This is a genomic window from Desulfamplus magnetovallimortis (assembly GCF_900170035.1).
GTDB lineage: Bacteria > Desulfobacterota > Desulfobacteria > Desulfobacterales > Desulfobacteraceae > Desulfamplus > Desulfamplus magnetovallimortis.
In genome coordinates, this window is sequence record NZ_LT828557.1 from 40,420 (window position 1) to 65,023 (window position 24,604).

Sequence of the window (24,604 nt, forward strand, 5' to 3'; positions counted from 1 at the left end):
GGCAGGATTATCTATCCTGAACATCTTGTTTATCCTGGTTATCCTGATTCAGACAAATTCAGTAAATGGAAAAAAGCAATAAGATGTCGATTTTAAGGATTTTAATAGTTTAACTCCATTGACTGTTTTCAAGTTTTATCAGGGCAATGTCGATAGAAAAAATTAGATCCCAAGGTTGGCACTTTTCACTTCCTGCTTTACACTTTCAAGAGCAATACACCCGATTGTCGAGTGGCTGACTCAGCAAAGTGTAAAAATCATTGGATTGTGGTGGGAATTCGCATGTACGTTTTTATATGAAAGTCTCAGTAAGTGGCTGTTTTTAAAACGACTTTCATCTCTTCGATTGTGGCGGTAATCCGCCATGTACGTTATATGAAAGTCTCCGTAACAGCCTGTTTTAAAAACGACTTTCATCCCTTCGATTTTGGCGGTAATCCGCCATGTACTTTTATATGAAAGTCTAGGTAACAGCCTGTTTTTAAAACGACTTTCATCTTTTCGATTGTGGCTATCATCAGCCATGTACGTTATTGGAAAGCATATTAATCACAACAAAAAAAAGGTTCCTGCGATGAAATACAATAATAAATTCATTCTGAGACCAGCAGCAAATATCATCATCCTCAGACCCGCAGCAAAAATAACCATCTCTTTTTTTATTCTGCTCTTTTGCTTTACACCATTGAATACATCTGCGTCTGACTATCTGGTTGACCTTGTATCAGAAAACTACAGAGAGCTAAAAACAGGGGATGCAGACGGCCCCAAGATTTATCACACAATTCAGGTTGATACATCCATAGGTACAAAGGTTCTTATGCTCACAGGAAAGGATCATGAGTACAGAAAATGGCTGAGACAGTATCTTTCAAGATACAGTAGGCTTATTGTTACTGTTCCTGATGAGACAGAACCTGATTTTCAAACATCAAAACTTGTGGCAATTAATGTAAACTCAATTCATCCGGTCTCAGGGTCATCATGGAAGGAAGATCCCACCATTATTCCCCTTCCTCCCCCTGAGGAGTTTACAGGAGAAAAACATATACTGATCGTTGATGATGATCCTGAAAAAAGAGTCTTGATAGAGATGGTTGTAAAAGATCTCGGCTTTCCTGTAACCCTTGCTTCAAATGCCTATGACGGCCTTGCCATATTTAAAAACCAGCCGGACAAGTTCCGTCTTGTCATAGCAGATGCTGCATCATCACGCCGGTTTAAAAGATCAGAGCAGTTTAAAACACCATACGATCTGAATAGCTTTGACGGGTTGAATAGACAGAACGAGAAGATGACATCTAATGAAATGGAGAGTTATAATGAAATGGAGAGTTCTGACCATATCTACTCATCTGGTCAATTAAGTACAACCAGCCTGATAAGGCATATCATTGAAACATCACCTGGGATTCCAATAATCATTGGAACCGACTACAGAGAAGAACAAATTACTGCAATGTTCATGGATTTTTTTTCAGGTTTCAGCCATATCACTATAAAACCGCTTGTTCTGCAGGAACTTTCAAAAACCATTTTACAGGTACTCGAAAAGAATGTATAGATTGCAGATATGAAATCTTTTATCAAAAAAGTCATATTACTGACTGTTATCCTCTCAATAAGCAATATTATGCTTTCAATAAGCAATATTTCCAACGCCATGGAAATGAATGATGAATATGTAAAGACAAAAATGTGCTTTGAAAATTTCATTAGATGTGAGCTCACAAGAACTGATGCTGAAGACCATTTTAAGGGAAAATCTTTTAAAATTATAATGATAAACCTTTTTGATGCTCTTTATGAAGGAGATATTCTCATTGCAACAGGGGCTGTAAAATGCTGGGTTGAAGATCACTTTGAAATCCTTTTTATTGCTGTGGGCGTAAAGGAGCTTATGGGGCAGGAAAAGGTATATTACTATCTTACCAGAAAAAATGATTTTCAGATTCTTGCCACCGAGCTTATGAATTTCCCGTATAAAGAGCGCTGCCCATGGGACAGATACTGGCTCAATCTTAAATAAGGTACAAACAATGAACCCGAATGATAAAATTGCAGTAATTGGACTTGGATATGTAGGATTACCACTGGCAGTTCATTTTGGAGAAAAATATGATACCACAGGATTTGACCTCAAACAGAGTATCATTGATAACTGCAAAAAAAAAACTGACCCCACAGGTGAAGTTGACAAAGAGATGTTTGAAAAGGCAAAAAGATTCACGCCAACCACGAACCCTGAAATGCTAAGGGATGCTGACTATATTATAGTTGCTGTCCCAACCCCAATAGATGGTGCCAGACGACCTGATCTTTCACCACTTGAAGGCGCCTCGGAAACAGCAGGCAAATATATGAAAAAAGGCTCTGTTGTTATATTTGAGTCCACTGTATATCCTGGAGTCACAGAAGATATCTGCATCCCGATTCTGGAGAGACATTCTGGATATATATGGAAAAAAGATTTTAATGTGGGATACTCTCCTGAACGCATCAATCCCGGAGACAAGGAGCATACTCTCACAAAAATAACAAAAGTGGTCTCTGGCGACACCCCTGAAACCCTTGAAAAGGTGGCATCCCTTTACCAATCAATTGTTACTGCCGGTGTCCACCGCACAGTTACCATAAAGGAGGCAGAGGCAGCAAAGGTCATTGAAAATACCCAAAGGGATCTCAATATTGCACTTATGAATGAGCTTGCCCTGATTTTTGACAAACTTGGAATAGACACAGGCAACGTACTTGAAGCAGCAGGCTCCAAATGGAATTTCTTAAAATTTTTCCCCGGCCTTGTAGGTGGCCACTGCATCGGAGTTGATCCATACTACCTTACATTCAAGGCACAGTCTGAAGGCTACCATCCGGAAATTATCCTTGCAGGCAGGCGAATCAATGACAACATGGGGCGTTTCATTGTTGAAAAATGCGTAAAAATGATGATTAATGCCGGCAAACCTGTAAAAAATGCAAGGGTTGGGATTCTTGGGCTGACTTTTAAGGAAAACTGCCCTGATCTCAGAAACACAAGGGTCATTGATATTATACAAGAGCTTGAAGAGTATGGCGCAGAAGTTATTGTCCATGACCCTATGGCAGCATCTGATGAAGCCTTGAAATATTATGGAGTAAAGCTAAGCTCATGGGAGTCATTGAAGCCTCTGTCCGCACTTATTGTGGCTGTACCACATAATTTCTATCGGCAAATGGGTACAAAGGCAGTCGTGGAGCTTATAGAGAAAGGAGGGGTTCTTGTTGATGTTAAATCCATGCTGGACAAACAGACTGCAAAGGAATCCGGTTTAAAATTCTGGAGGCTTTAACCTTGTTTTCCGAAGACTTTAATACATTTTTCTGGAGACTTCAAACCGCCTTTCTAGAAAATTTAACCCATGATTTCTGGAGTAATTAACCCATGAGTACAATCTATAACAGGGTTTGCCTTGAACTTAAAAAAACACCCAATAGATGGCTTGTAACAGGTGCAGCAGGTTTCATAGGCTCCAATCTTGTGGAGACACTTCTTGGACTTAATCAAAAAGTGACAGGCCTTGATAATTTTTCCACAGGATTTCAGCACAATCTGGATCAGGTTAAAAGTGCTGTTTTGCCTCAACAGTGGAAAGAGTTCAATTTTATCAAGGGTGATATTCGTGACCCTGATACCTGTGCAGAACTATGTGCAGGTCAGGATTATGTTCTTCATCAGGCTGCCCTTGGTTCTGTCCCCCGTTCCGTTGCCGATCCGGCTCTTACCCATGCAAACAACATTACAGGACATCTTAACATGCTCATTGCAGCAAGGGATGCGGGTGTAAAACGTTTTGTATATGCTGCATCAAGTTCAACCTATGGAGATCATCCTGATCTTCCCAAGGTTGAAAAAAAAATCGGCAGTCCCCTCTCTCCCTATGCTGTGACCAAGTATGTCAATGAACTCTATGCTGATGTGTTTGCACGCACATATGGAACAAAAAGCATTGGTTTGAGGTATTTCAATGTGTTTGGCCGTCGTCAGGACCCACATGGAGCATATGCAGCAGTTATTCCACTCTGGTTTTCTGCTTTAATAAACAAAAAGCCACTTTATATAAATGGAGACGGAGAGACCAGCCGTGATTTCTGCTATATAGACAACTGTGTTCAGGCCAACATCCTTGCTGCTGTAAACAGTGATGATGAAGCCTCAACAAACCGTGTCTATAATGTGGCATTTGGAGAACGTACAACACTTAACGAACTTTTTTCCATGATTGCAAAGAGGGTTGCTTCAAAATTTGCCCATGCCCTTGAACTCAAACCTCTATATCGGGATTTCAGGCCGGGAGATGTTCGCCACTCACTTGCAGATATATCAAGTGCCAACAAATATCTTGGATATACTCCTCTTTTTTCAGTAAGCCAGGGGCTGGACAAGGCAGCTCAGTGGTACATGGATTATCTTAACTGATATACTCAAAATCGACATCTTATTGTTTTTTCAGAAGTTATTGCATTTTTCTGAATCAGGATAACCAGGATGAAGAGGATGTTCAGGATAGATAATCCTGCTTTACCCTGTTAATCCTGCTTTATCCTGTTAATCCTGCTTTATCCTGTTAATCCTGGGAATCCTGATTCAGACAGTTTTAACAAGGCTGACAAGATCATAGGTGTGGACTTTGAATATAGTATAAGGATTTTAAAATTGAACATTACCATTGTTGGAACCGGCTATGTGGGACTTGTTACAGGAGCATGCTTCTCTGAAATGGGAAGCCACGTAACCTGTGTTGATGTGGATAAAACTAAAATTGAGAATCTCAAAAATGGAATTCTTCCAATTTACGAACCAGGTCTTGAAAACCTTGTGATTCAGAACTGCAAAGAGGGATTGCTCCATTTTACAACAGACCTTGCTGAAGCATCTCAATCATCAAATATATTTTTCATTGCAGTGGGCACACCTCCTGGAGAGGATGGTTCTGCGGATCTCAAATATGTCCTTGGGGTTGCAAGTGAAATAGGACAAAATATCGACAAATATTCAGTTATTGTAGATAAATCAACGGTACCGGTTGGTACTGCGGACAAGGTAAGAGCCACTATACAAAAAGAGCTTGAGATACGTGGAAAGGATGTGGAATTTGATGTGGTCAGCAACCCTGAATTTCTCAAAGAGGGTGCGGCTGTTGAAGATTTTTTAAAGCCCGACCGTATTGTTGTGGGGGCAGACAGCCAAAAGGCTGCCAAAATCATGCAAAGATTATACGCCCCCTTTTCAAGAAACAGAGACAAGCTGATTTTCATGAATGTAAGAGATGCGGAGATGACCAAGTACACTGCCAATGCCATGCTTGCCACAAAAATTTCATTCATGAACGAAATTGCCAATATATGTGAGTACCTTGGAGTCGATGTTGAAAATGTAAGAAAGGGCATCGGTTCCGACAGGCGCATAGGATACTCTTTTATCTATCCAGGGTGCGGTTATGGTGGATCATGTTTTCCAAAGGACGTTAAAGCTCTTATACGAACAAGCAGGGACACAGGATTCGAGCCTGAGCTTCTTGCTTCTGTTGAAAAACGAAACATGATACAGAAAAAAGCCATGATCGAAAAAGTTGTCAGGCGTTTCGGCACAAATCTTTCCGGCATGACATTCGCCATATGGGGGCTATCCTTCAAGCCAGGTACTGATGACATGCGTGAAGCCCCCTCGGTTGTCGTTATTAACTCCCTGATTGAGATGGGTGCAACCATACATGCCTATGACCCTGTTGCAATGGAACAGGCACGAAAGGAGTTTCCTGAAAATCTTTTCAGTACAAAAAAGATAGAACTTTTCAACTCCCCCTATGATGCCCTTGATAACTGTGATGCCATGATTCTTGTGACAGAATGGAAGGCGTTTCGACAGCTCAGATTCTCAATAATGGTTGAAAAAATGAAGCAAAAAGTGATCTTTGACGGAAGAAACCTCTATGATCCTGAAGAGGCAAGGGAAAACGGCTTTGAGTATCATGGTGTGGGTAGAGAACTTAAATTCTCTTAATCATGACTGAATTGAATAACCACCACTGTCATTGATTTTACGGTAAACTCTCATGGCTGGGATTCAACAGCCCCGAATATGTAAATTTGTATCTATTTCCACGGTAAATTACCCTCCCCCCACAGGTGGAAACAGGCCGACCCTGTCACCATCTTTAAGGAGTTGATCAAATGAAGCCTTCCTTCCATTTACAAAAATTAATTTAACTTCAGAGATTGGAATGTTGAGCTTTGATATCAACATTTCAATGTCTGTTCCCTCCTCCACTGCAAAAGCATCAGGGTACTGGGGAAGATATTGGGCTATTGTGGCAAACATTTTCAATTGAATTTTGATCATTTTCTATTTACACCTTATTTCATGGCTGTTATGTATATAGTCCTTGACCGTGGGAATAGATACAATTTTTTATTTTCAGGAGTGGCTGCATCGCAGCCATGTCCGTTTATTGCACAAAAAAAACGAACAACGCAACAACAATTCAATTTCAGTTGATTTGACTTAAAAATTCGGTAGTGTCATAAAAGTGTTGCTATCTTTTTGTGAAAGCCCTGCTGAATTAAGGTTTGTGAAGAGCTCATCAACATATTTGGGACACCACCAAAAATTCTTGAAATCGGACTTTTTCCAGGTTCATTAAAATTAAAAACTTATAAACAGTCAGGAAAAAAATGGGACAAAAAAAAATTGAACCTCTATCAATACAAAAACTTGGTGAAAACCTGGCTCTTTTTGCCATAAACAGGGATGATTTAAAACAGCTTATGGCAACTATTCCAGAAGGTGATGAGACAATAAACCTCACAACACTGGAGTACGAGCTGCAGATACTTAAAATATTGAGTGTAGGCTGGGGACTCGCCTTTTACATGCCGGAAAGTGAAAAAAAACAGCAGGCATCCCAGATATTCTGGGAAAACATCAGGGATATTTCAAAAAACATCTCAACTCTTACCGCAAATACCACAGGAAAACAGATTGACTATTTCAATATTCTAAAAAACCGCCTGGACGACTACCTGAAGATCATGCAGGAAAATTCCCAGGGAGTAACAGATCCATCCCAGATCATAGGTCCGTCATTTGCAGAAGCATGTCACTGCCCTGACAATGCCATTGCAATTCTTGTGGGCACAAAAATGATGACACTCACACTTGGAGCAGTTAAAGAGTATCTGGATGCTGTGGAGATTATCTAAAATTTCATGGCCAAATTAAACGGCCACCACCATGAAAATAGAGAGGGGTATTTTCACGGTAAAGGTAAGTGACAACATATGAAAAACCAACCTGTACAGCCTGCTGCCATTATAAAAAGCATTATAATAACGAATATCTTTTTTTTTGCCTGACCCTTCTTCTTAGTGGCAAAAGCATCCATTTTTCCCTTAACCCTTTAACCGCCCTATCCCCTTCCACAAATGCCCTTGTCTTTATGGGTGCGTCAGGAACCGTTCCAATTAACCAGTATCATCAGTGGTGGTCACTTATCACCGCAAACTGGCTGCATGGCAGTCTCATGCATATCATTTTCAATATGATTGCCCTCTCTCAAACAGGGTACATGATTATAGCCATCTTCGGCATTCACCGTATGATAATCATTTACACCCTCACCGGTGTTGCAGGTTTCTATCTCTCGTACCTTGCGGGTGTTCCCATAACCATTGGAGCATCTGCCTCTATATGCGGGCTTATTGGAGCTGCCTTTTATTATGGTCGAAGTGGTGGAAAGTTCAGTAAAGCAGTTTTCAATACAATCTCAGGCTGGATTATAAGCCTTGTGATTTTCGGAATTGCCATTCAAAATATCAACAACTGGGGTCATGGGGGCGGATTTGTATCAGGAATAATCCTTGCATGGCTATTAGGGTATCATGAATCAAAACCGGAAAATATCATTCATAAAACACTTTCATCAACTTGCTTTGCAGTTACACTCTCAATTCTGGGATGGGCAATTATTTCAGCAATATTGACATTTTTTTGAATTTAAATTTATCATATTGACTCGTCAGTCATAAGTTCTCTCAATGGAGCCCACAGATAATATTTTTCAGAGAATTGAAAATACAATATTGTTCTTTCAAGGTTTAGCTGTCGGGTGAAAATCTCTGATTCTAATTTTTTTTTGTGATTTAGTCAAAAACGAGGCATAATCGCCCAAACCGCTACCAATTCCTCTCCAATTCACAAGTTTAATGAGTTTGTTTATCATTAAAAATGATTACATAATTTACTAATCTCCACTTATATGTCGGGATGCAATAACTGACCACAAAAAAAATCAGAATCAGAGACAATCCTATTTATATTTAAGGTAGGATATAGAAAGGATATTTATAAATAATTTATGCCAATTAGGAGTTGAAGCGGTTTGACAATAAAAACATAGCCGCTGCAATTTTTCCAAAGACATTGAGGAAAATCGAGTTGAATTTGACCGATCAGCGGTACAAAGACTTCATTTAAAGACTTCATTTTGCAAAAAATGCATATGGATTGGACATCCTTCATTTCTCAGTTTACACTTTCCGGAACAGAATGCCCGTTTTTCAGGGATACTATCCCGGAAAGTTTATCGCGTGACCTTAAAAAAACGTGATTTTTTTTCACGTTTTTGAAAAACAAAGCGTAAAGTACTTTCTGTATGATATGAAGGATACCATGGATTGCGTTAAAAAGCTTTCTTCTCAATCGAAGGCTGTCCTTTTTTGGTCTGCCTGGGGGAGGACTCGGTTTCAATCAGGTCTTTAAGTCTTTTGGTAAAATATATATTTATCTCGTAGGTGAGTCGTCCCAGATGGTCAGGTATGGTGGATAGAATCATTAAATCATGGTTCTTTTCCCAGTAAAGAGCGGTTGCCATAGGCTGGTTTTTATCCCAGTTAAGCTTTGAAGGTGCACCATACTTTTTCTCCAGCGCCTCTCGAATGCCGAGATTATCCTGTTTGAAATGAACCCTGATCAGCAGAGGGGTCAGGGTGTACTCAGAAAACAAGAATTCAACATAATTGAAGGCAAGTCCCTTATTTTTGGCATAGCGATACATCAATTTGATGGTTTTATGTTCTACCCTTTCTCTAACAGGCGTGTTGAGCTTTAGATTGATATCATTAAAGTCAGGAAAATAATCATTTATAAAGGTTTTAGAGTTGATACTGAGATCAATAGTGTTGTTTTTTTGGATGGAATCATCATCCAGGATACTCCCCAGGCGATGTCTCAATCTTATGGAATAAAGTGTATTAATGCCTACATCCATAAAACTGAAGGTTTCAGGGTAGTTTTTTTCAGCGGATTCCGGCAGCAAACCATCCTCACTGCAACTTGAAACAACAAGGCACAACATCAGCACAGGAATTATTAGAGCAGTGGAAATATAATTTTTTATTTTTGTCATAACTTTTTAGTATCCTTTATTCCTGCATCACACGTTCCATAATATTTCTTTAGAGAATCCAGGTACCCACTCGCTTCTGTAAGATAGTTAGGTAAATCTTTTGGGATATTTATATGAAAGTCTCGGTAACAGCCTGTTTTTAAAACGACTTTCATCTCTTCGATTGTGGCTGTCATCAGCCATGTATGTTATATTGTATGGTTCCCCCTTTGTGGCTATCCTTCAAAATTGAGATACCCAAATCGTTTTCTGGCAATCTCAATTCAACTCAAACAATCAAAGATGCCCCATTATCTAATACATCACGTATTTTCTTATCAAGATCACTTATTGTAATTGGTTTCATCAAAAACCCTTTAATCCCCATAGAAAGAGCCTTCTCTTCCGAAACAATTGTGCTAAACCCAGTACATAGCAATATAGGAATACCAGGACGTATTTTAATCAATTCAACTGCAAGTTTATCTCCAGACATATTTGGCATTGCCATATCTGTAATAACAAGATCAAAATTATCAGGATTTGTACGAAATGCTCCAAGGGCTTCAATACTACTGGTGCGAGAAGTTACCTGATAACCAAGACGTTTAAGCATACTTTCCTGTAATGCAATCAGGGGTTGTTCATCATCCACAAGAAGAACACGTTCAGTACCTCCACGAAGAACAGTTTTTACATGAAAAGCATCGTCTTTTTTTAAATAACTTTCAACAACGGGAAGGTAAATCTTAAATTCTGTACCTTTACCAAGCTGACTATCTACACAGACAGCACCACCTGAACTCTTTACAATGCCATGCACAATTGAAAGCCCAAGACCTGTCCCTTTGCCTTTTTCTTTTGTTGTAAAAAAAGGATCGAATATTTTTTCTTTTATATGTTCCGGTATTCCTTTACCTGTATCAGATAGTGTTAAGCAGGCGTAAGTTCCTTGTTTTATATCAAGAGTGTGAGCATCCTGTGCATCTACTTTTAACTCTTTGAGAGATATTGTCATTGTTCCACCGGATTCTTCCATAGCATGATACGCATTGGTTGCAAGGTTCATAATAATCTGATGCATTTGTGTGGGATCAGCCTTGATTAATCCGCACTCTTTTCTGATATTATTCTTAATTTCAATAGTTGCAGGTATTGTTGCACGAAGAAGTTTCAAAACATCTTTTACAATATATTGCAACTTCATCAAAACAAATTCACTATTTTGTTGACGGGAAAAGGCAAGAATCTGACTTACAAGTGACTTTGCCCTCATTGAAGCTGATTTTATTTCATAAAGATTGTCTATAAAAGGACTCTCTTCAGTCATATCATCTAAAAGTAACTCTGTATAACCAATAATAGGTGAAAGAATATTGTTGAAATCATGGGCAATGCCACCTGCAAGTGTACCTATGGCTTCCATCTTCTGAGCTTGCTGAAGCTTTATTTCCATACTTCTAATTTCAGAAATATCGCGGAACATTGTTAATTGAGATATGGAGCCATCTTCATTTTTCATTGGCACATGCAGAAGATGGTAGGTTTTATTGTTATCATCAGAAACCTTTTCTTCCCTTATCGTGATGCCCGCCATTACTTTTTCATGGGTGCATGACGGGCATGGCTGATTAAGTCCATATATTGCATTATAACAAATCTCACCAACAGCATCCCGATTAACCTTTTTGATCATGGCGGCATTCATATATTCTACATGAAAATCCTCAGAACAAAGATAAACAGCATCTTCCATTGACTCCATAATAGAACGGTATTTCTGCTCACTTGCAAATAGCGCACTCTCAATTTTTTTACGTTCGGAAATATCGTTGATGCTGGACAAAATGCTGTGACCCTGCTGTAACAGAAATATTTTTTGGGCAGAAAACAATCCTGTGAAAATGGTTCCATCTTTTCTCCTGAAGGGTAACTCTCTTCCATTAACTGTGACGCCTTTATTAAGGTCATTCACTATCTTTTGTCTATCCTCCTCATTGCCCCACAAATTAAGTCCGGTTGAAGATTCGGACAAAGCCTCTTCCCGGGAAAAACCGGTTATAGCTGTAAAGGCGTCATTGACATCAATGAACTTTCCGTCTTTAAAGTGAGTTATAGTTATGGCATATGGAGATGTTTTAAACGCCTTTGCAAATTTTTCTTCACTTTCCATCAACTCTTTTTCTGAATTCCTTCGTTGCGTGATGTCATGTAAAGTGACAAATACCTGACAGGGTTTTGCACTTCCTTCCCTGAATTGCGGTATGGCATTTATGGTTACCCACACATACTCTTCTTTAAGTGGGTTATATACTCCGGCAATTACATCTTTCACAGGCTTACCTGTCCGTAGAGCAACCGTTGATGGAAACTCTGCTTGCGGAATTAGAGAACCATCTTCATAAATCATTTTCCATTTTGGATCAATTGAGGATTTCCCCAGGAACTGATCACGAGTTAAACCGAACATCTCATGAAAAGCCGGATTGCTATCTATAAGTACCCCATCAGCCCCTTGATAAAACACACCCTGAGCCATAGTTTCAAAAAGGCCCCTGTATTTTTTTTCGCTCTCCTTTAGGGCAATGGCAGTTATTTTTTGTGAGAGACCCACTGCAAGGCTTGATGCCAGGCGTTCAAACATGGCAATTTTTCTTTTATCAAATTGATCTGGCCGGGGATCATTGAGTTGCAGCAGCCCCAATCTTTGATCTCCAAATTTCAGTGGAATTAAAGCAACCGACTCGTATCCTTCACCACGGCAACGGTTACGAGTTTTTGTCAGACGTTCTACATCTGTGGTTGATGCCAAAAGCTGTGTGGTGCTGTTAGTCCAGAAACTTCCATTTTGGGTAAAAAACGGCTGATCTGGATTGAACCTGCCACATATGATATTACCGCACATGCATTCCAGTACAGGATTACCAAAGCCATCACGCACTATATCACCTTGCAGATTTTTACGACACAACCGTCTTTCAGCTTCAATAAAAGCTGCAGGAAAGCCCTTTGTCTCAAAATAAGGATAGTCCTCGTTATCCTTAAGGCGTATTCCAACAGCTTCAAAACCACTCCATGACTGAATCAAATCTACAATACCCTTTATGAGGGAATGCAAATCACCTTCTGAGTTCAAGTTTTGCAAAATAAGTAATGTAATATCACGTTCAGACTCATACCTGTATCGTTCGGTGATATCTTGTCCAATAACAATAAAGCCAACCATATTTCCATTTTTATCTTTAATGGGTTTGTCGTACCACTCAATAAGAATTTCCCGCCCATCTTTTGCAACAATTGTGTTTAAATTGCCGCATGTCTGAATATCATCAATGGCTTTCTGAAAAAAACTTTTAATTATATTACCATTGTTTGGAACAACAAAGGTTGAGAACCAGTCCTTGCCTTTTACATCTTCAAGTTTATAACCAGACAAGCCTTCCATATATTCATTAAATTTGACAATTCGTCTGTCACTATCCAGAACCATGATCATGATTTGTGCTGTCTGAATCAGATTTTCTGCAAAATTTCGTTCATTTATAAGCCCATCCAGAGCCTCTTTCAACTCGGTTATATCGTAATTAACGCCTGTCATCCTAATGGGTGTGCCATCAGAATCCAACATCACCTGCCCCAAAGCCTTAATGAACCGAATTGTTCCATCCGGTTGTACAACACGAAATTCTGTATTATACTCTTTCTGTCCCAATATTGACATTTCGGAAATTTTATTACTTTCTGCTCTATCATCGGGGTGAAGGCAATCAAGCCATGCATCATAAATATTTGAAAATTCAGATTTTGGAATTCCGTAAAGCTCATACATCCTGTCATTCCAGGATAATTCATTTTTCTGGATATCCCAATCCCAGATACCCAAATCAGCAGCACGTGTGGCAAGCTCCAATCTTTCTCTACCAATTTTGAGTTCAATCTCGTTATTTTTTTGTATTGTGACATCATTGTAAATCGTTACAATTTCACCAGACGGAATCTTAAAAACATAGTTCTCATAGTAATTGGAAAAAGTGTCATCCTGGTATATTCTCACAGGATGATACGCTGGGATTCCGGTCTTCCAAACCTGTTGCATAACAGGGATCAATCCGTAATCATCAATATTTGGCCGCAGATCGAACAGACTTTTACCTATTACCTGATCAATTGTCTTTCCTTCAAGCTTCAGGCTTGTGCGGTTAAATTCTATTATAATATAATCAGAGCCTTTTGAGCCGTCATTGATAACTTTATAGATAGCTGAACCACTTGTCATATTATTAAAAAGGCCGCGAAACAGGCTCTCGCTTGTATTATCCTTTTTACTGCACAGAAGTTTAATGGACTCTACTTGGTTCCGAATAGTTTCTTCTAACTCTTTAATCCGTTTTTCAAGATCTTCATATGTGGGCTTGCTGGGCATAATATTTTTTTCCAAGTGAAAACTAATTTAAATGAGAAAAGTTGGCATCCTTAATATCTCCACAAAAAGAGTTTTATAAGAAAGTCCCCGTATTTCAAGGTTTTTTTCAGGGCTTTCATGCTTCGTTGTGGCAAGATGGGTTTGCCATGGCCGTTTATATAAAAGTCTCCGTAACAGCCTGTTTTAAAAACGACTTTCATCCCTTCGATTGTGGTGGATATCCGCCATGGCTGTTATATGCAGGGAAATTTCTCTATACCATAAATTTATAACCAACACCGGCAACGGTTACAATATAGCTTGGCGATTCAGGTTGCTCTTCAATTTTTTTTCTGAGCCTCTGTATATGCACATCCAATGCTCTGCTGTGGGTGTAAAGTTGTGAATCCAGCCATATCTGTTTCTGGATAAAATCTCTGGAAAGGGTTTCTCCAGGATAGGAAATAAAAAGCTCAAGGAGTTCAAATTCAGTTTTTGTAAGTTTTACCGATTTTTCTCCGAGAGTCACTTTTCTTGATTTAAAATCAACGGTTAAACCTTTAAAGCTTTGCTTGTTCCGTAGCATGGTACGGGATATACGCTGCAAAACAGCTTTGATCCTGGCAGACAACTCAAGATAATTGAAGGGCTTTACCATATAGTCATCTGAACCACACTGAAGTCCTAAAACCTTGTCTGATACAGCATCTCTTGCCGAGAGCATTATAATAGGGGTATCAAGTTCCCTGCGGATAATCTCACACACCTTGATGCCATCTATGTCCGGCAGGTTCAGGTCAAGTACAATAAGATCTGGATTTTTTGATCTGGACATCTCAATTCCATGCCGGCCATCAAGGGCACAGATAACATCATATCCATCCAGAACAAGATTACCTTTTATAGTCTGGATAATATCAGGATCATCATCAATCACAAGAATCAATTGTTTGTGTTTATTTTTTCCCATCTTTTTTATTAGAGAGTCTCCATAACATACTGATATATAACGACTTTCATGTTTCGTTGTGATACATCAGCAAACATAGGGGGGTTATATGCAAGTCTCGGTAACAGCCTGTTTTGAAAATGACTTTCATCCCTTCGATTGTGGCGGTAATCCGCCATGTACGTTATTCAGAAGCTATGGGAAGCCTCACAAAAAAAGTACTTGATACCCCTATCTCGCTTTCCGCAAAAATCCTACCTCCATGCGCTTCCACAATTGCACGGGATATGGCAAGTCCCAGACCTGTCCCTTCCACATTGCCTTTACTAACAGAGGGAACTGTTGAAAATTTATCAAAAATGGTCTTGAGATTTTCTTCTGGAATACCCTGCCCATGGTCTTTTATTGAAAGAAGAGCGTCATCATTATCCTGTTTCAGGTTTATCTCTATGGTGGTATTTGGATAGGCATATTTTATGGCATTATCCATCAGATTCACAAGTACCTGTTCCATTCGTTCAAAATCAAGCTCCACAAACATATCCCCCTGATGGGTATAATCAACAGCGAGGTTTTTCTGGTCAGACAATGGGCTTATAATCTCTATCACCTCCTCAATAAGGACGGTAATATTTTCAAGACTGAAGTCCCACTCTATCTTTCCAGCCTCAAGTTTTGTGAAATCAAAAAGATCTGAAACCAGATGAGTAAGACGATTGACATTTTTTTCAATAATTTCAGCATATCTTTTATTATCTTCCTTTTCAAGGGTTCTTGACAGATAGTTGATCCCGCCTCTTATTACAGTTATTGGGGAACGCAGTTCATGGGACATATTGGCCAGAAAGTCTGACTTCAACTGATCGGCCTTTTTAAGCTCTTCATGTGCAGTGGCAAGGCTTTCTGTGGCTCTGGATATTTCAGCTTGTAAATTGTTCCTCTCTTCAAAAAGTGAAGAGGCCATGGAGTTAAAGCATCTGGCAAGCCTTTCCAGTTCATCCCCAGTATTTATGGAGGCATGGACATTTAGGTTCCCCCGGCTTATTTCACGGCTCTGCGCTTCAAGTATCTCAAGGGGCTTAATTATCATGTGCCTCATCAGAAAAAAGAGAATACCTACGGTGAGAAGGGTTAATGAGATACCTGATACAGCAAGTATCAAACTGTTTTTCCTGATGGAACTTTGAATCTTCTCAACAGGAATAACAATGCTTAAGCCACCCATTACAGGCTGCCCTGCTATATCATCTGAAGTGTGACAGCGAAGGCAACCTTTCTCAAGATACAGGGGAATCATATATTCAAGTGCATGATCTCCAAAATACCAGGCTTCTCCTTTACCTTCCAGTGCAAATTTCTTAAGAGCTGCTATTTCAAAGGGTGATGTGGGGGCATTTTCAGGATTTATTGGAGTAAGGCTTGATAATCTGAAGCTGTAAAGGGATTCCTGTGAAGAATACATGGATAGTTTCTGGGTGACCATGGCAGGGCTGAAAGGTCGGTAGATTTTTTCGTTGATTTGAAACTGGGTGTCAAAAAAACAGGTAATGCCTTCTGAGCCAGGAGTTTTTTCCTGTACCAGAACACTTCCTCCGCAATCGGTCACCCATTTTCTGGTAAGGACAACCTGACGAGAAATTATTCTTGCTCTGTCAAGGGCCTCTTCATGAGCCTGTTTAATTGTTTGCAGCGTAACCCAGGTAAATATAATTCCAAGAACCGGAACAATAATAGCAATAATGGTGAGCAAAAATTTTCGCTGAAGATTAGCCTTAAAGACAACCATCTGTTTCTCGTTTTTTTACTCTGATTTATGAAAAAAAACTTTAAGCATTTTTTCTGAGGAAATAATGATATAAAGCTTACCAACATCATTTATATTCTTATCACTTTTTTTCATATCAATAGCATTGTTTTCCATATTAGTACCGCTATTTTCCAAAACAATCTCAATATCACTCTGAAGCTTGACTGTTGCAACACTATTTAGGCCTATTCTCTCTTTTTTTGCCTTTTCAAAAAAATCACGGCTGTAAACGCCATTATCTCCATAGACCCAGTAAATAATTTTTCCATGGGCCATGATTGTCGGCTCTCCAAATTGCATGAACAGGTTTCCAACCACCTCCATGACATTTTTCCGGCCTGCATCTTCAATTATTTCAATTATGACAAGTATTCGGCGGGTGTCATTATCAGCTACAACAACAAGAGAGCCATCCCTGAATCGGAATGTACCTTTTGTGGTTGGATCAAGAAGATTGTTTTGTGCCTTTATATACTGCTCTTCAGTGAGTTTTGAAGAGAGTGTATAACCTCTCCAGGTTAATGCAAGTGATTCAATCTTTTTTAGAAGCAGTTGTTGACTATCTTCATGGGATTGGTTTTTTTCAGCAAGGCCGATACCATAAAAAGGGTATAGCATCAAAATTGTAATTGAAAAAATTACTAACAAAAATGGGCATCTTTCATTTCCCAGTTTACACTTTCCCGAACAGAATGCCCGTTTTTTGGGGATACTGTTCCGGAAAGTGTAAAGTACTTTCTGTATGATATGAAGGATGCCCAAAAATGAACAAAAATATTTTTTCATCAAGGAATCCATTCCCCCCTCCATAAATGGAAGGGGGTAATTTTAAAAAATAATTTTTTTACCGTGAAAATGACTATCATTTTTATATTTGGGGGTGATTGATACCTAATCAATCATGCCTGTTTACTGATTATATCTTAATTTCTTTTCCTCTTCAATGAGCTTCATGGTTGCGGCACTTCCACCTGTTTCTATCCAGAGGTGTTCCGGTTTTTTTAACAGCTCTTCAATATGCTTTTTATATTTGTCTCCCATACCTGCATGGTCTGCAAGTTCCTGCACTTCCGGCAAAAACTCATGATAGAAATTTCGTGAAATTTCATACATTCCATGCCAGTGGGTATAGTCAGGAGCCTGCATTGCAGCAGCCATTCTTGCACGGCGCCCCTCATGGTGCCATATCTCAAACCATGTATATCCTAATTTATGCTGGAATCCGCTGTTTTCCCATATACCATCCTTTTTCATCATGGCAACAATCTCGGCACCTGGTTTTGCAAACTTGTCATTATAAAGATTTACAAGGTCATCAAACTGGGAATAAAAATCTTTTATCTGATTTACCCCGTGGCATGATTTACACATGCCCTGCATGGTTTCCCTGCGCTCCTTCCATGAGACAACGCTCTCAATGGTTTTCTCCTCTATGCTGCTTTTAAGTTTATCACCTTCCCGAACATATGTTTTTTTCTTGGCCTTCTGACCGGCTCTTGGCGGAATATCACCAGGAATATCGGTTACACTTCCATCTGTAAAGGTTACACGGTTAAGTTTTGAAGATACCACAGAGCGAAGATTCCATGAAAGCCTATCCCCAACGTTATGGGTATTTGGTGCAACAGAGCCATTTAGCTTGACATAGGAACCCATGTGACAGGTGGAGCATGTCGGTGCTGCATTGTAGTCATCACCAAGTACCCATTTCCCATCTTTCATGATGTTCATGCCCTCGGGGCCTGGTCCCTTGTCTGCTGTAAAATAGGCAATACCGTGTTTTGATTCCTCATAGATCTCCTTCTGGGGATGGTCAGGTCCAAGATGACATTTTCCGCAGTTTTCAGGCTGACGTCCGGAACTTGCTTTAAATGAGTGTTTTGAATGGCATGCATTGCAGACACCTTTGGTTCCATCAGGGTTTATACGCCCGATACCTGAATTTGGCCATGTATTATAATCCATCTGGGGAGCATCGGTTTTGGAGCGCAGAGGCTTTCCATCCTCGTCCCTCAACACAGAGACAACAGAACCATGACACTGCCAGCATCCACTATGCATGTTTGCTTTGTTTGAAGGCATTCCACCCACTATCTCCGCCAGCATGTTATCAAGAGAAGCCATGATCTCTCCTGCTGTGGCATGGTGGGATATGGCCATCTCCTTTGCTTCTGGTTCATGGCATTTTGCACAGTCATTGGGTGATAAAATTGCCTTAATAAATGCACCCTCATGCTGATAGCCCATCTCATCGCCAGCTTCTGCTGCATGGCAGGTGTAGCATCCAACCTGTCCCTCTTTGGCTGCTGCATGTGCTGATGCTTCCCATTGCAGAACAAGAGATTTATTCTCTTTAAGGTGACACATGACGCATTTTTTATTTATCTCCTGATTTTTGGGATCCTTGACATCAAAGGACGCTTTGGTTAAGGCTAAAGCAGTGCCGGATGCCATTAAAGTGATCATTATCACCATTATTAACGATCGAAGTTGTCTCATATCTTTTCCCTCCTTAAAAATGTTTTATTAGAAAGTCCCCGTCTTTTAAGGATCTATAGGACTTTCATGCTTCGTTGTGGCAGATGGATCTGCCATGGCCTTTTATAAGAAAGTCCCCGTGATTCCAAGCTTCTCAGGACTTTCATGCTTCGTTGTGGCAGATGTGTCTGCCATGTATGTTATACAAAAGTCTCCATAAAAGGCTGTTTAGAAAAAACTTTCATCTTTTTCTTGGCATCTTTCATTTGTCGGTTTACACTTTTTTTGAACCATGATTTTCATGATTAAGGGATTACCTTGATTTTTAATCGTGTTAATCCTTAAATCCTTTAATCATGGTTCAGAATTTTTCGAAAAGTGTAAACTAATTTTGAGTTGCTATGAAGGATGTCTTTTTCTTTAATGCTTCTCTCTTTGTAATTGACTCAAAGTCGACACCTATGATCTTGTAAGCCTTGTCAACACTGTCTGAATCAGGATTCCCAAGATTAACAAGATAAGGCAGGATTATCTATCCTGAGCATCCTATCCATCCTGGTTATCCTGATTCAGACAACTGCAATAACTTCTGAAAAAGCAATAAGATGTCGATTTTGAGAATTGATAAAGCTGTAAAAAGTCAGATCACCCCCTTTTCATCCCTGTTATTCCAGAAGGGAAAGATTCTGCTTAAAATAAAAAGAATAATAAAGGGAATCACCATTACACCGATAACGGCAATGATTCCCTCCTTGTCAAACCATTCAGGATGAAATGTGGTATATCCCCTGGCACTTTTGGACATAAGTTGCCCTCCGATCACCACATTCCAGCGCATTATAAATACCTGAAGCAGCAAAATTGCAGAAACCAGGGCTGCAACTGTGGTATAAAATTTTTCCTTCAGGGGGACAAAGGCCATCACTCCGAGCAAAATTAAAGGAATCACAGAGCATATTTTTACCTGCCATAGCCAGAAAGAGTTTTGCAAAGGGCCGTTTAAAAGCCCTTCAACCATGTGATGATATCCGGAACGTAAGTAAGAGTGGGAGAAGACCTCAAGCATTTCAAAGCAGAAGGCAAGTATAAAAAAACCGGTCAGGGTTTTGATGCAGGTTGTAATGCAGTTATGATCCACAGATTGTTTTGTTGCTTTGCGTATAAATATATATGCAACAACAATTGCGGCAATACCTGATACACATGCAGAAAATAGAAATATCACAGGCATAAGAGGTGTTGACCAGGTGGGATTAGCCTTGACTCCGCCAAAAATAAACCCGACATAGCCATGGAGAACAGCAGCCACAGGGATGCCAAGACCCACAAGAAATCTGATTATTTTACCGTCAAGGCGCAGTGCAGATTCAGAAAGATCATCACTGTCAAATGTCAAAAGCCGGTAAAAAAAACTCATCAAGCCCTTTGCATCCCTGCCTCTTCTTACCAGATCTGGACGATATACAAAAAGGACAATAAGAAGAAGCACCCCCATGGATATGGCATAGATATAGCCAAAACCTGCCATGGCAGAGCTTGGGTTAGGGGTCAGAAGCATGTTGAAATTTCTCTCGGGTCGTCCCAGATGAAGAAGAAGGGGGATGGTTGCACAGGAGAGAAATGCCAGGGCAAAAAGAAGTGAAAAACGGGCTACAGGCTTAAAACTTTTGACATCAAAAAGATAATAAAGTGCTGCAATGATAAAAGCTCCATCCACAAGCCCTGTAATATAAGGGTAAAGCACAATCATCATGCTCCAGTGAACATGCAGATCGTTGGGCAGTACAAAGTTTGATATAAGCATCCCTGCACCTTCATGGAATCCCTGCATCAGATCACCTCCAGTCTGGCACCCAGATAGTAAAGGGCTGGCCATGTACCCATGGATTCCTTAAGTACTGTAAGAACTCCAGGGCCTTTTAATATTTTATAAACTTCTGAAGTCGGATCATTGAGGCTGCCAAATTTTCTTGCACCAGTGGGGCACACCTCCACACATGCCGGCAAAAGCCCTTTTCTGACTCGGTGATAGCACCATGTGCATTTTTCAACGGTCTTTTTCACAGGATGGATAAAGCGTGACGAGTATGGGCATGCCTGTATGCAGTATGCACATCCAACGCAGCGGTCACTGTCAACAAGCACAAAACCATCAGGAGTTACAAAGGTCGCTCCAACAGGACATACCTGGGCACAGGGTGTTTCGCGGCACATGTTACAGAGCTTGGGTACAAAAAATGTGTCCCTTATCTCGGCATCAATATCATTTCTGGGATGCTGATAACCATCAAGACCGCCATTGGGGGCATCCACATATACCTGATCGTTGAAATCCTTTATATAACGCTCCACCCAGGTTCTATAGTATCCATCCGGAACCTGGTATTCCCGTTTATCTGCAACACAGCATGAACCGCAACCAATGCAGCGGGTTATATCCACAATAAAGGCAAATTTCTGCTTATGGATATCATATGGTCTGTTTCTTATGCCCGGAATCTCTTCCGGCAGGTTGTCAAGCCCCTTGGGTAACTTGTCAAGGTCATTGAATTGCCCTGCCCCGCTGCTTTCAGCTAACTTTTTTTGAAGTGAAGCGGAAAGATTTTCATCCTGTGCAATGGAACCAGGCATGGGAAAAACAAGCAAAAGAGAGCCGGCAATTGAGCCATTTAAAACTTTCTTAATGAAATTTCGTCTATCCAAATTAAGTGGTGCTGTTTCTTTATTTACCGTGAAAATACCCTGAGCATTTTCATAATCGGGGGTGGCCGGAATGTCGCCATGACGGTTTAGCGGTGCTATTTCTCTATTTAATAAATAAGGTTCCTGATTTTGTGGTGAGTTTCCAATATCTATGGGATTGATTTTTTGATCAAGCCTTACAACTGCTCTTTTCATTTATATACCTCCTTGCTGTATGGAATAGTTGGAGGAGTTAATATAATGTTTTCATTACCATCCGGTGAAAAAAGAGTATAATTTGCTCCGGTGAGGTTTGCCCCTTTGCCTGATATTTTAAGCCCAGATATCCTTTCAGCCTCTCTAATGTGCTTAAGTGGTGCATGGACATGGTGGCACTGATTACAGGAGTGGGTTTCCTTGACTTTTTGTTTTCTGAGATGATCCGGCATTGCAACTGTTTTGATGACAACGCTTGATCTGGCCTTAATTTCAGTGTTGTGGCACCTCAAGCAGAGTGTGGTTATATCATCCCCTTTTTTTACAGGCAGCGAAGCAATCTTTTTTCCATTGTCTATATGGTCGGCAAATGTCCCGTGGCAAAATTCACAGGAGATTGTTTTATGCAGCCCCTTAAGATGGATGGATGCTTCATATGGATGACATGAAAGGCATGATTTGTTGGTTCCATGGCGAATGGCACGATTTGCCTCTTCTTCAATGGCATCTGCACGATAGGCACCATAAACACCAAATGAATCAGGAATTAAAAACAATTTGATTACCAGACCGGCGCCTGCCATGATGGCGATACTTGAGAATACGATAATAATACGAAGTGCATGTTTTGAAATCAAAACAGATCCTCCTGAAGCAGGGTGGGTATAAAGGGGAAATCAGAAAATTTTCCCGCGAAAAAATTCAAAACCGTTTTAAACAAACCGACTTTAATATTATTTATAGACTGATTATTTAAAGAGGTTCAAGAAACATCTGTGTAACAGTTGCAAGGTTTCTGTTACACAGTTTCAGAAATTGCTTCTCAAATTTATAAGACTGATATGAAAAATGGGGGGTTCATCACGGATTAGTGTGACAGAAGAGGATTCAATGTAAAAAGCATATACTTTATAGATTTCCCTTTAGAGCGTGCAGCAGCTTCAAAACTGGAAATATTATGACTTTTAAAACTGGAAATACTATGACTTTTAAATCCGGCAATACTATTGCTTTCAAATCCGGTAACACTATTGCTTTCAAATCCGGAAATACTATGGTTTTCAAATCTGGTAACACTATTGCTTTCAAATCTGGAAACACCAAGGCTTTGGGGTAAAGATGTGTCAGGGTGATTATCATTAACAGGAATATCATCAAGCAGAGACAAAAGCTCCTGCTCCTTGATGATAGCCCCTCCCCAATTTCCAACACACTTTAATGTATATTTGTATAAAAGTTCACTATCGGTTTTTAGATGCACCATTCCACCTGGTTCAAGCAGCTCGCTGTATATATCCAGAAATGAGGGTGCAGTCAGGCGTGATTTAATTGTACGAGTTTTTGGATGGGGATCCGGAAAGGTGAGCCATATATTCTGAATGGAGTGCGGTTCAAAAAAATCTCTGAGATTCTCAACCCTTGTACGCAGAAAAAAGACATTTTCAAGTCCTGCTGCAAGTGCTTTTTCTGCTCCAACGCATAGACGATGGCTTTTATAGTCAACCCCCACATGGAACTTCTCTGGGTTGTCTTTGGCAAAAAGAAGTGTATGCTCACCTTTACCACATCCCAGTTCAAGAGTGATCTTCATATCTGAAGCCTCTCCTGCTGACCAGGGATATTGTGCAAAATCACCCTTGTTACCATGTTCTGAGAGAATTACATTGGGAAGCTCTTTTACCCGTTGATATTTTTGGAGTTTATTCTTGGGCATTTACGATATTTCCCATGGTTAACCTGATTCAGACAAATTCAATAGCTGATGAAAAAGCAGTAGTGTTCTTTCAAGGTTTAATTGTCGGGTAGAGAACTCCGTGAATCTTTGAAATGTATGAAAGATAACCCGACAGTTTAAACTTTAAGAGGCAATAGGATTACGATTTTGAGATTTCAGTAGCCTATAACAACATGCCTGCCCGAAGACTTTGCCTCGTACAGTTTTTTATCTGCATCTTCAATCAGATTTTTCACGTTTGCACAGTTTTCCGTATCAGGAACCATTGTGGAAACACCCATACTCACAGTGACACAATCTGCAACCGGAGAGGATTCATGGGGTATTGCCATCCTGTCAATACTTGCAAGCAGGTTGTTTGCAGTTTCAATGGCATGGAAAGCATCTGTATCCGGCAGTACAACAGCAAACTCCTCTCCGCCATAGCGTGCAACAAAGTCACTGCTTCTTCGCAGTGACCTTGACATTGCCTGTGCAACATTGTGAAGACAGTCATCCCCTTTTCCATGACCATATGTATCATTATAAAGTTTAAAATGATCAATATCAGCGAGAATCAATGATATAGGATATGAAGAACGGATGGCTCTGTTCCACTCCTGCTCCAATACAGAATCAAACTGACGGCGGTTGGGAATCTCTGTGAGTGCATCAATAAAAGCAAATTTTTCAAGAAGTTCCTGTTTGCGTTTTAGATTAAGATGCAGCTTTACTCTGGCTTTAACCATTGGGGGATGAAATGGTTTTGTAATATAATCCACAGCACCAAGTGCAAAGCCACGATTCTCATCCATGATCTCAGAAACAGCCGTGACAAAAATCACAGGAATATGACTTGTAAGGGGATCTTCCTTCAATTTGCCGCAAAGTTCATAACCATCCATTTCCGGCATGATAATATCCATTAGGAACA

The 24,604-nt window shown here is 40.0% G+C and carries 19 protein-coding genes; 7 read left to right on the plus strand and 12 right to left on the minus strand.

Features of this window, described 5'->3' with window-relative positions; genetic code table 11:
* Positions 1–574: 574 nt before the first annotated feature.
* The 5 genes from MTBBW1_RS22190 (at position 575) to MTBBW1_RS22210 (ending at position 6,040) form a co-directional block, all read left to right on the plus strand.
* Complete coding sequence (locus tag MTBBW1_RS22190; RefSeq protein WP_080807370.1) at positions 575–1,564, plus strand: response regulator; 990 nt, start codon at positions 575–577, stop codon at positions 1,562–1,564.
* A gap of 9 nt (positions 1,565–1,573) precedes the next feature.
* Positions 1,574–2,029 (plus strand): hypothetical protein, encoded by a 456-nt coding sequence (locus MTBBW1_RS22195; protein WP_245809519.1) that lies wholly within the window; start codon positions 1,574–1,576, stop codon positions 2,027–2,029.
* Positions 2,030–2,039: 10 nt separating this feature from the next.
* Positions 2,040–3,329, plus strand: coding sequence for a nucleotide sugar dehydrogenase (locus MTBBW1_RS22200; RefSeq protein ID WP_080807372.1), 1,290 nt, complete (start codon positions 2,040–2,042; stop codon positions 3,327–3,329).
* A gap of 92 nt (positions 3,330–3,421) precedes the next feature.
* Positions 3,422–4,456, plus strand: a complete 1,035-nt coding sequence (locus tag MTBBW1_RS22205) for an SDR family oxidoreductase (protein ID WP_080807375.1) — start codon at positions 3,422–3,424, stop codon at positions 4,454–4,456.
* Positions 4,457–4,693: 237 nt separating this feature from the next.
* On the plus strand, positions 4,694–6,040 hold the full coding sequence (locus tag MTBBW1_RS22210; protein ID WP_080807380.1) for a UDP-glucose dehydrogenase family protein: 1,347 nt from the start codon (positions 4,694–4,696) through the stop codon (positions 6,038–6,040).
* Between the two features lie 108 nt (positions 6,041–6,148).
* Here MTBBW1_RS22210 and MTBBW1_RS22215 read toward each other — a convergent pair whose 3' ends face one another.
* Entirely contained in the window at positions 6,149–6,379 is a 231-nt protein-coding gene (locus MTBBW1_RS22215) for a MoaD/ThiS family protein (protein ID WP_186441640.1), read from the minus strand.
* 332 nt (positions 6,380–6,711) lie between these two features.
* Between MTBBW1_RS22215 and MTBBW1_RS22220 the strand changes: the two genes are divergently transcribed.
* Both MTBBW1_RS22220 and MTBBW1_RS22225 read left to right on the plus strand, forming a co-directional pair.
* Entirely contained in the window at positions 6,712–7,239 is a 528-nt protein-coding gene (locus tag MTBBW1_RS22220) for a hypothetical protein (protein WP_080807383.1), read from the plus strand.
* A 68-nt stretch (positions 7,240–7,307) separates the two neighbouring features.
* Complete coding sequence (locus MTBBW1_RS22225; protein ID WP_087881824.1) at positions 7,308–8,030, plus strand: rhomboid family intramembrane serine protease; 723 nt, start codon at positions 7,308–7,310, stop codon at positions 8,028–8,030.
* A gap of 687 nt (positions 8,031–8,717) precedes the next feature.
* Here MTBBW1_RS22225 and MTBBW1_RS22230 read toward each other — a convergent pair.
* From MTBBW1_RS22230 to MTBBW1_RS22290, 11 genes are all read right to left on the minus strand, one after another.
* Entirely contained in the window at positions 8,718–9,443 is a 726-nt protein-coding gene (locus MTBBW1_RS22230; protein ID WP_080807386.1) for a hypothetical protein, read from the minus strand.
* A gap of 268 nt (positions 9,444–9,711) precedes the next feature.
* A complete protein-coding gene (locus MTBBW1_RS22240) occupies positions 9,712–13,845 on the minus strand; it encodes a PAS domain S-box protein (protein ID WP_139786868.1) in 4,134 nt (1,377 codons plus the stop codon).
* A 253-nt stretch (positions 13,846–14,098) separates the two neighbouring features.
* Positions 14,099–14,794, minus strand: a complete 696-nt coding sequence (locus tag MTBBW1_RS22250) for a response regulator transcription factor (RefSeq protein WP_080807401.1) — start codon at positions 14,792–14,794, stop codon at positions 14,099–14,101.
* Positions 14,795–14,957: 163 nt separating this feature from the next.
* Positions 14,958–16,559 carry a sensor histidine kinase gene (locus MTBBW1_RS22255; protein WP_080807404.1) on the minus strand — a complete coding sequence of 534 codons (1,602 nt, stop codon included), beginning with the start codon at positions 16,557–16,559 and terminating at the stop codon, positions 14,958–14,960.
* Positions 16,560–16,574: 15 nt separating this feature from the next.
* A complete protein-coding gene (locus MTBBW1_RS22260; protein ID WP_139786869.1) occupies positions 16,575–17,228 on the minus strand; it encodes a hypothetical protein in 654 nt (217 codons plus the stop codon).
* Between the two features lie 261 nt (positions 17,229–17,489).
* Positions 17,490–19,079: a multiheme c-type cytochrome gene (locus MTBBW1_RS22265; RefSeq protein ID WP_080807410.1), complete on the minus strand. Its 1,590-nt coding sequence runs from the start codon at positions 19,077–19,079 to the stop codon at positions 17,490–17,492.
* Positions 19,080–19,698: 619 nt separating this feature from the next.
* Positions 19,699–20,889: an NrfD/PsrC family molybdoenzyme membrane anchor subunit gene (gene nrfD, locus MTBBW1_RS22270; RefSeq protein WP_245809520.1), complete on the minus strand. Its 1,191-nt coding sequence runs from the start codon at positions 20,887–20,889 to the stop codon at positions 19,699–19,701.
* Complete coding sequence (locus tag MTBBW1_RS22275) at positions 20,889–21,956, minus strand: 4Fe-4S dicluster domain-containing protein (protein WP_080807412.1); 1,068 nt, start codon at positions 21,954–21,956, stop codon at positions 20,889–20,891. The genes nrfD and MTBBW1_RS22275 overlap by 1 nt, the downstream gene beginning before the upstream one ends.
* Positions 21,953–22,594, minus strand: coding sequence for a hypothetical protein (locus tag MTBBW1_RS22280; RefSeq protein WP_080807415.1), 642 nt, complete (start codon positions 22,592–22,594; stop codon positions 21,953–21,955). Before MTBBW1_RS22280 ends, MTBBW1_RS22275 begins: the two co-directional genes overlap by 4 nt.
* Positions 22,595–22,824: 230 nt before the next feature.
* Positions 22,825–23,670 carry a tRNA (guanosine(46)-N7)-methyltransferase TrmB gene (trmB, locus tag MTBBW1_RS22285; RefSeq protein ID WP_080807418.1) on the minus strand — a complete coding sequence of 282 codons (846 nt, stop codon included), beginning with the start codon at positions 23,668–23,670 and terminating at the stop codon, positions 22,825–22,827.
* Between the two features lie 176 nt (positions 23,671–23,846).
* A partial coding sequence (locus MTBBW1_RS22290; protein WP_080807421.1) for a GGDEF domain-containing response regulator occupies positions 23,847–24,604 on the minus strand: 758 nt, incomplete at its 5' end.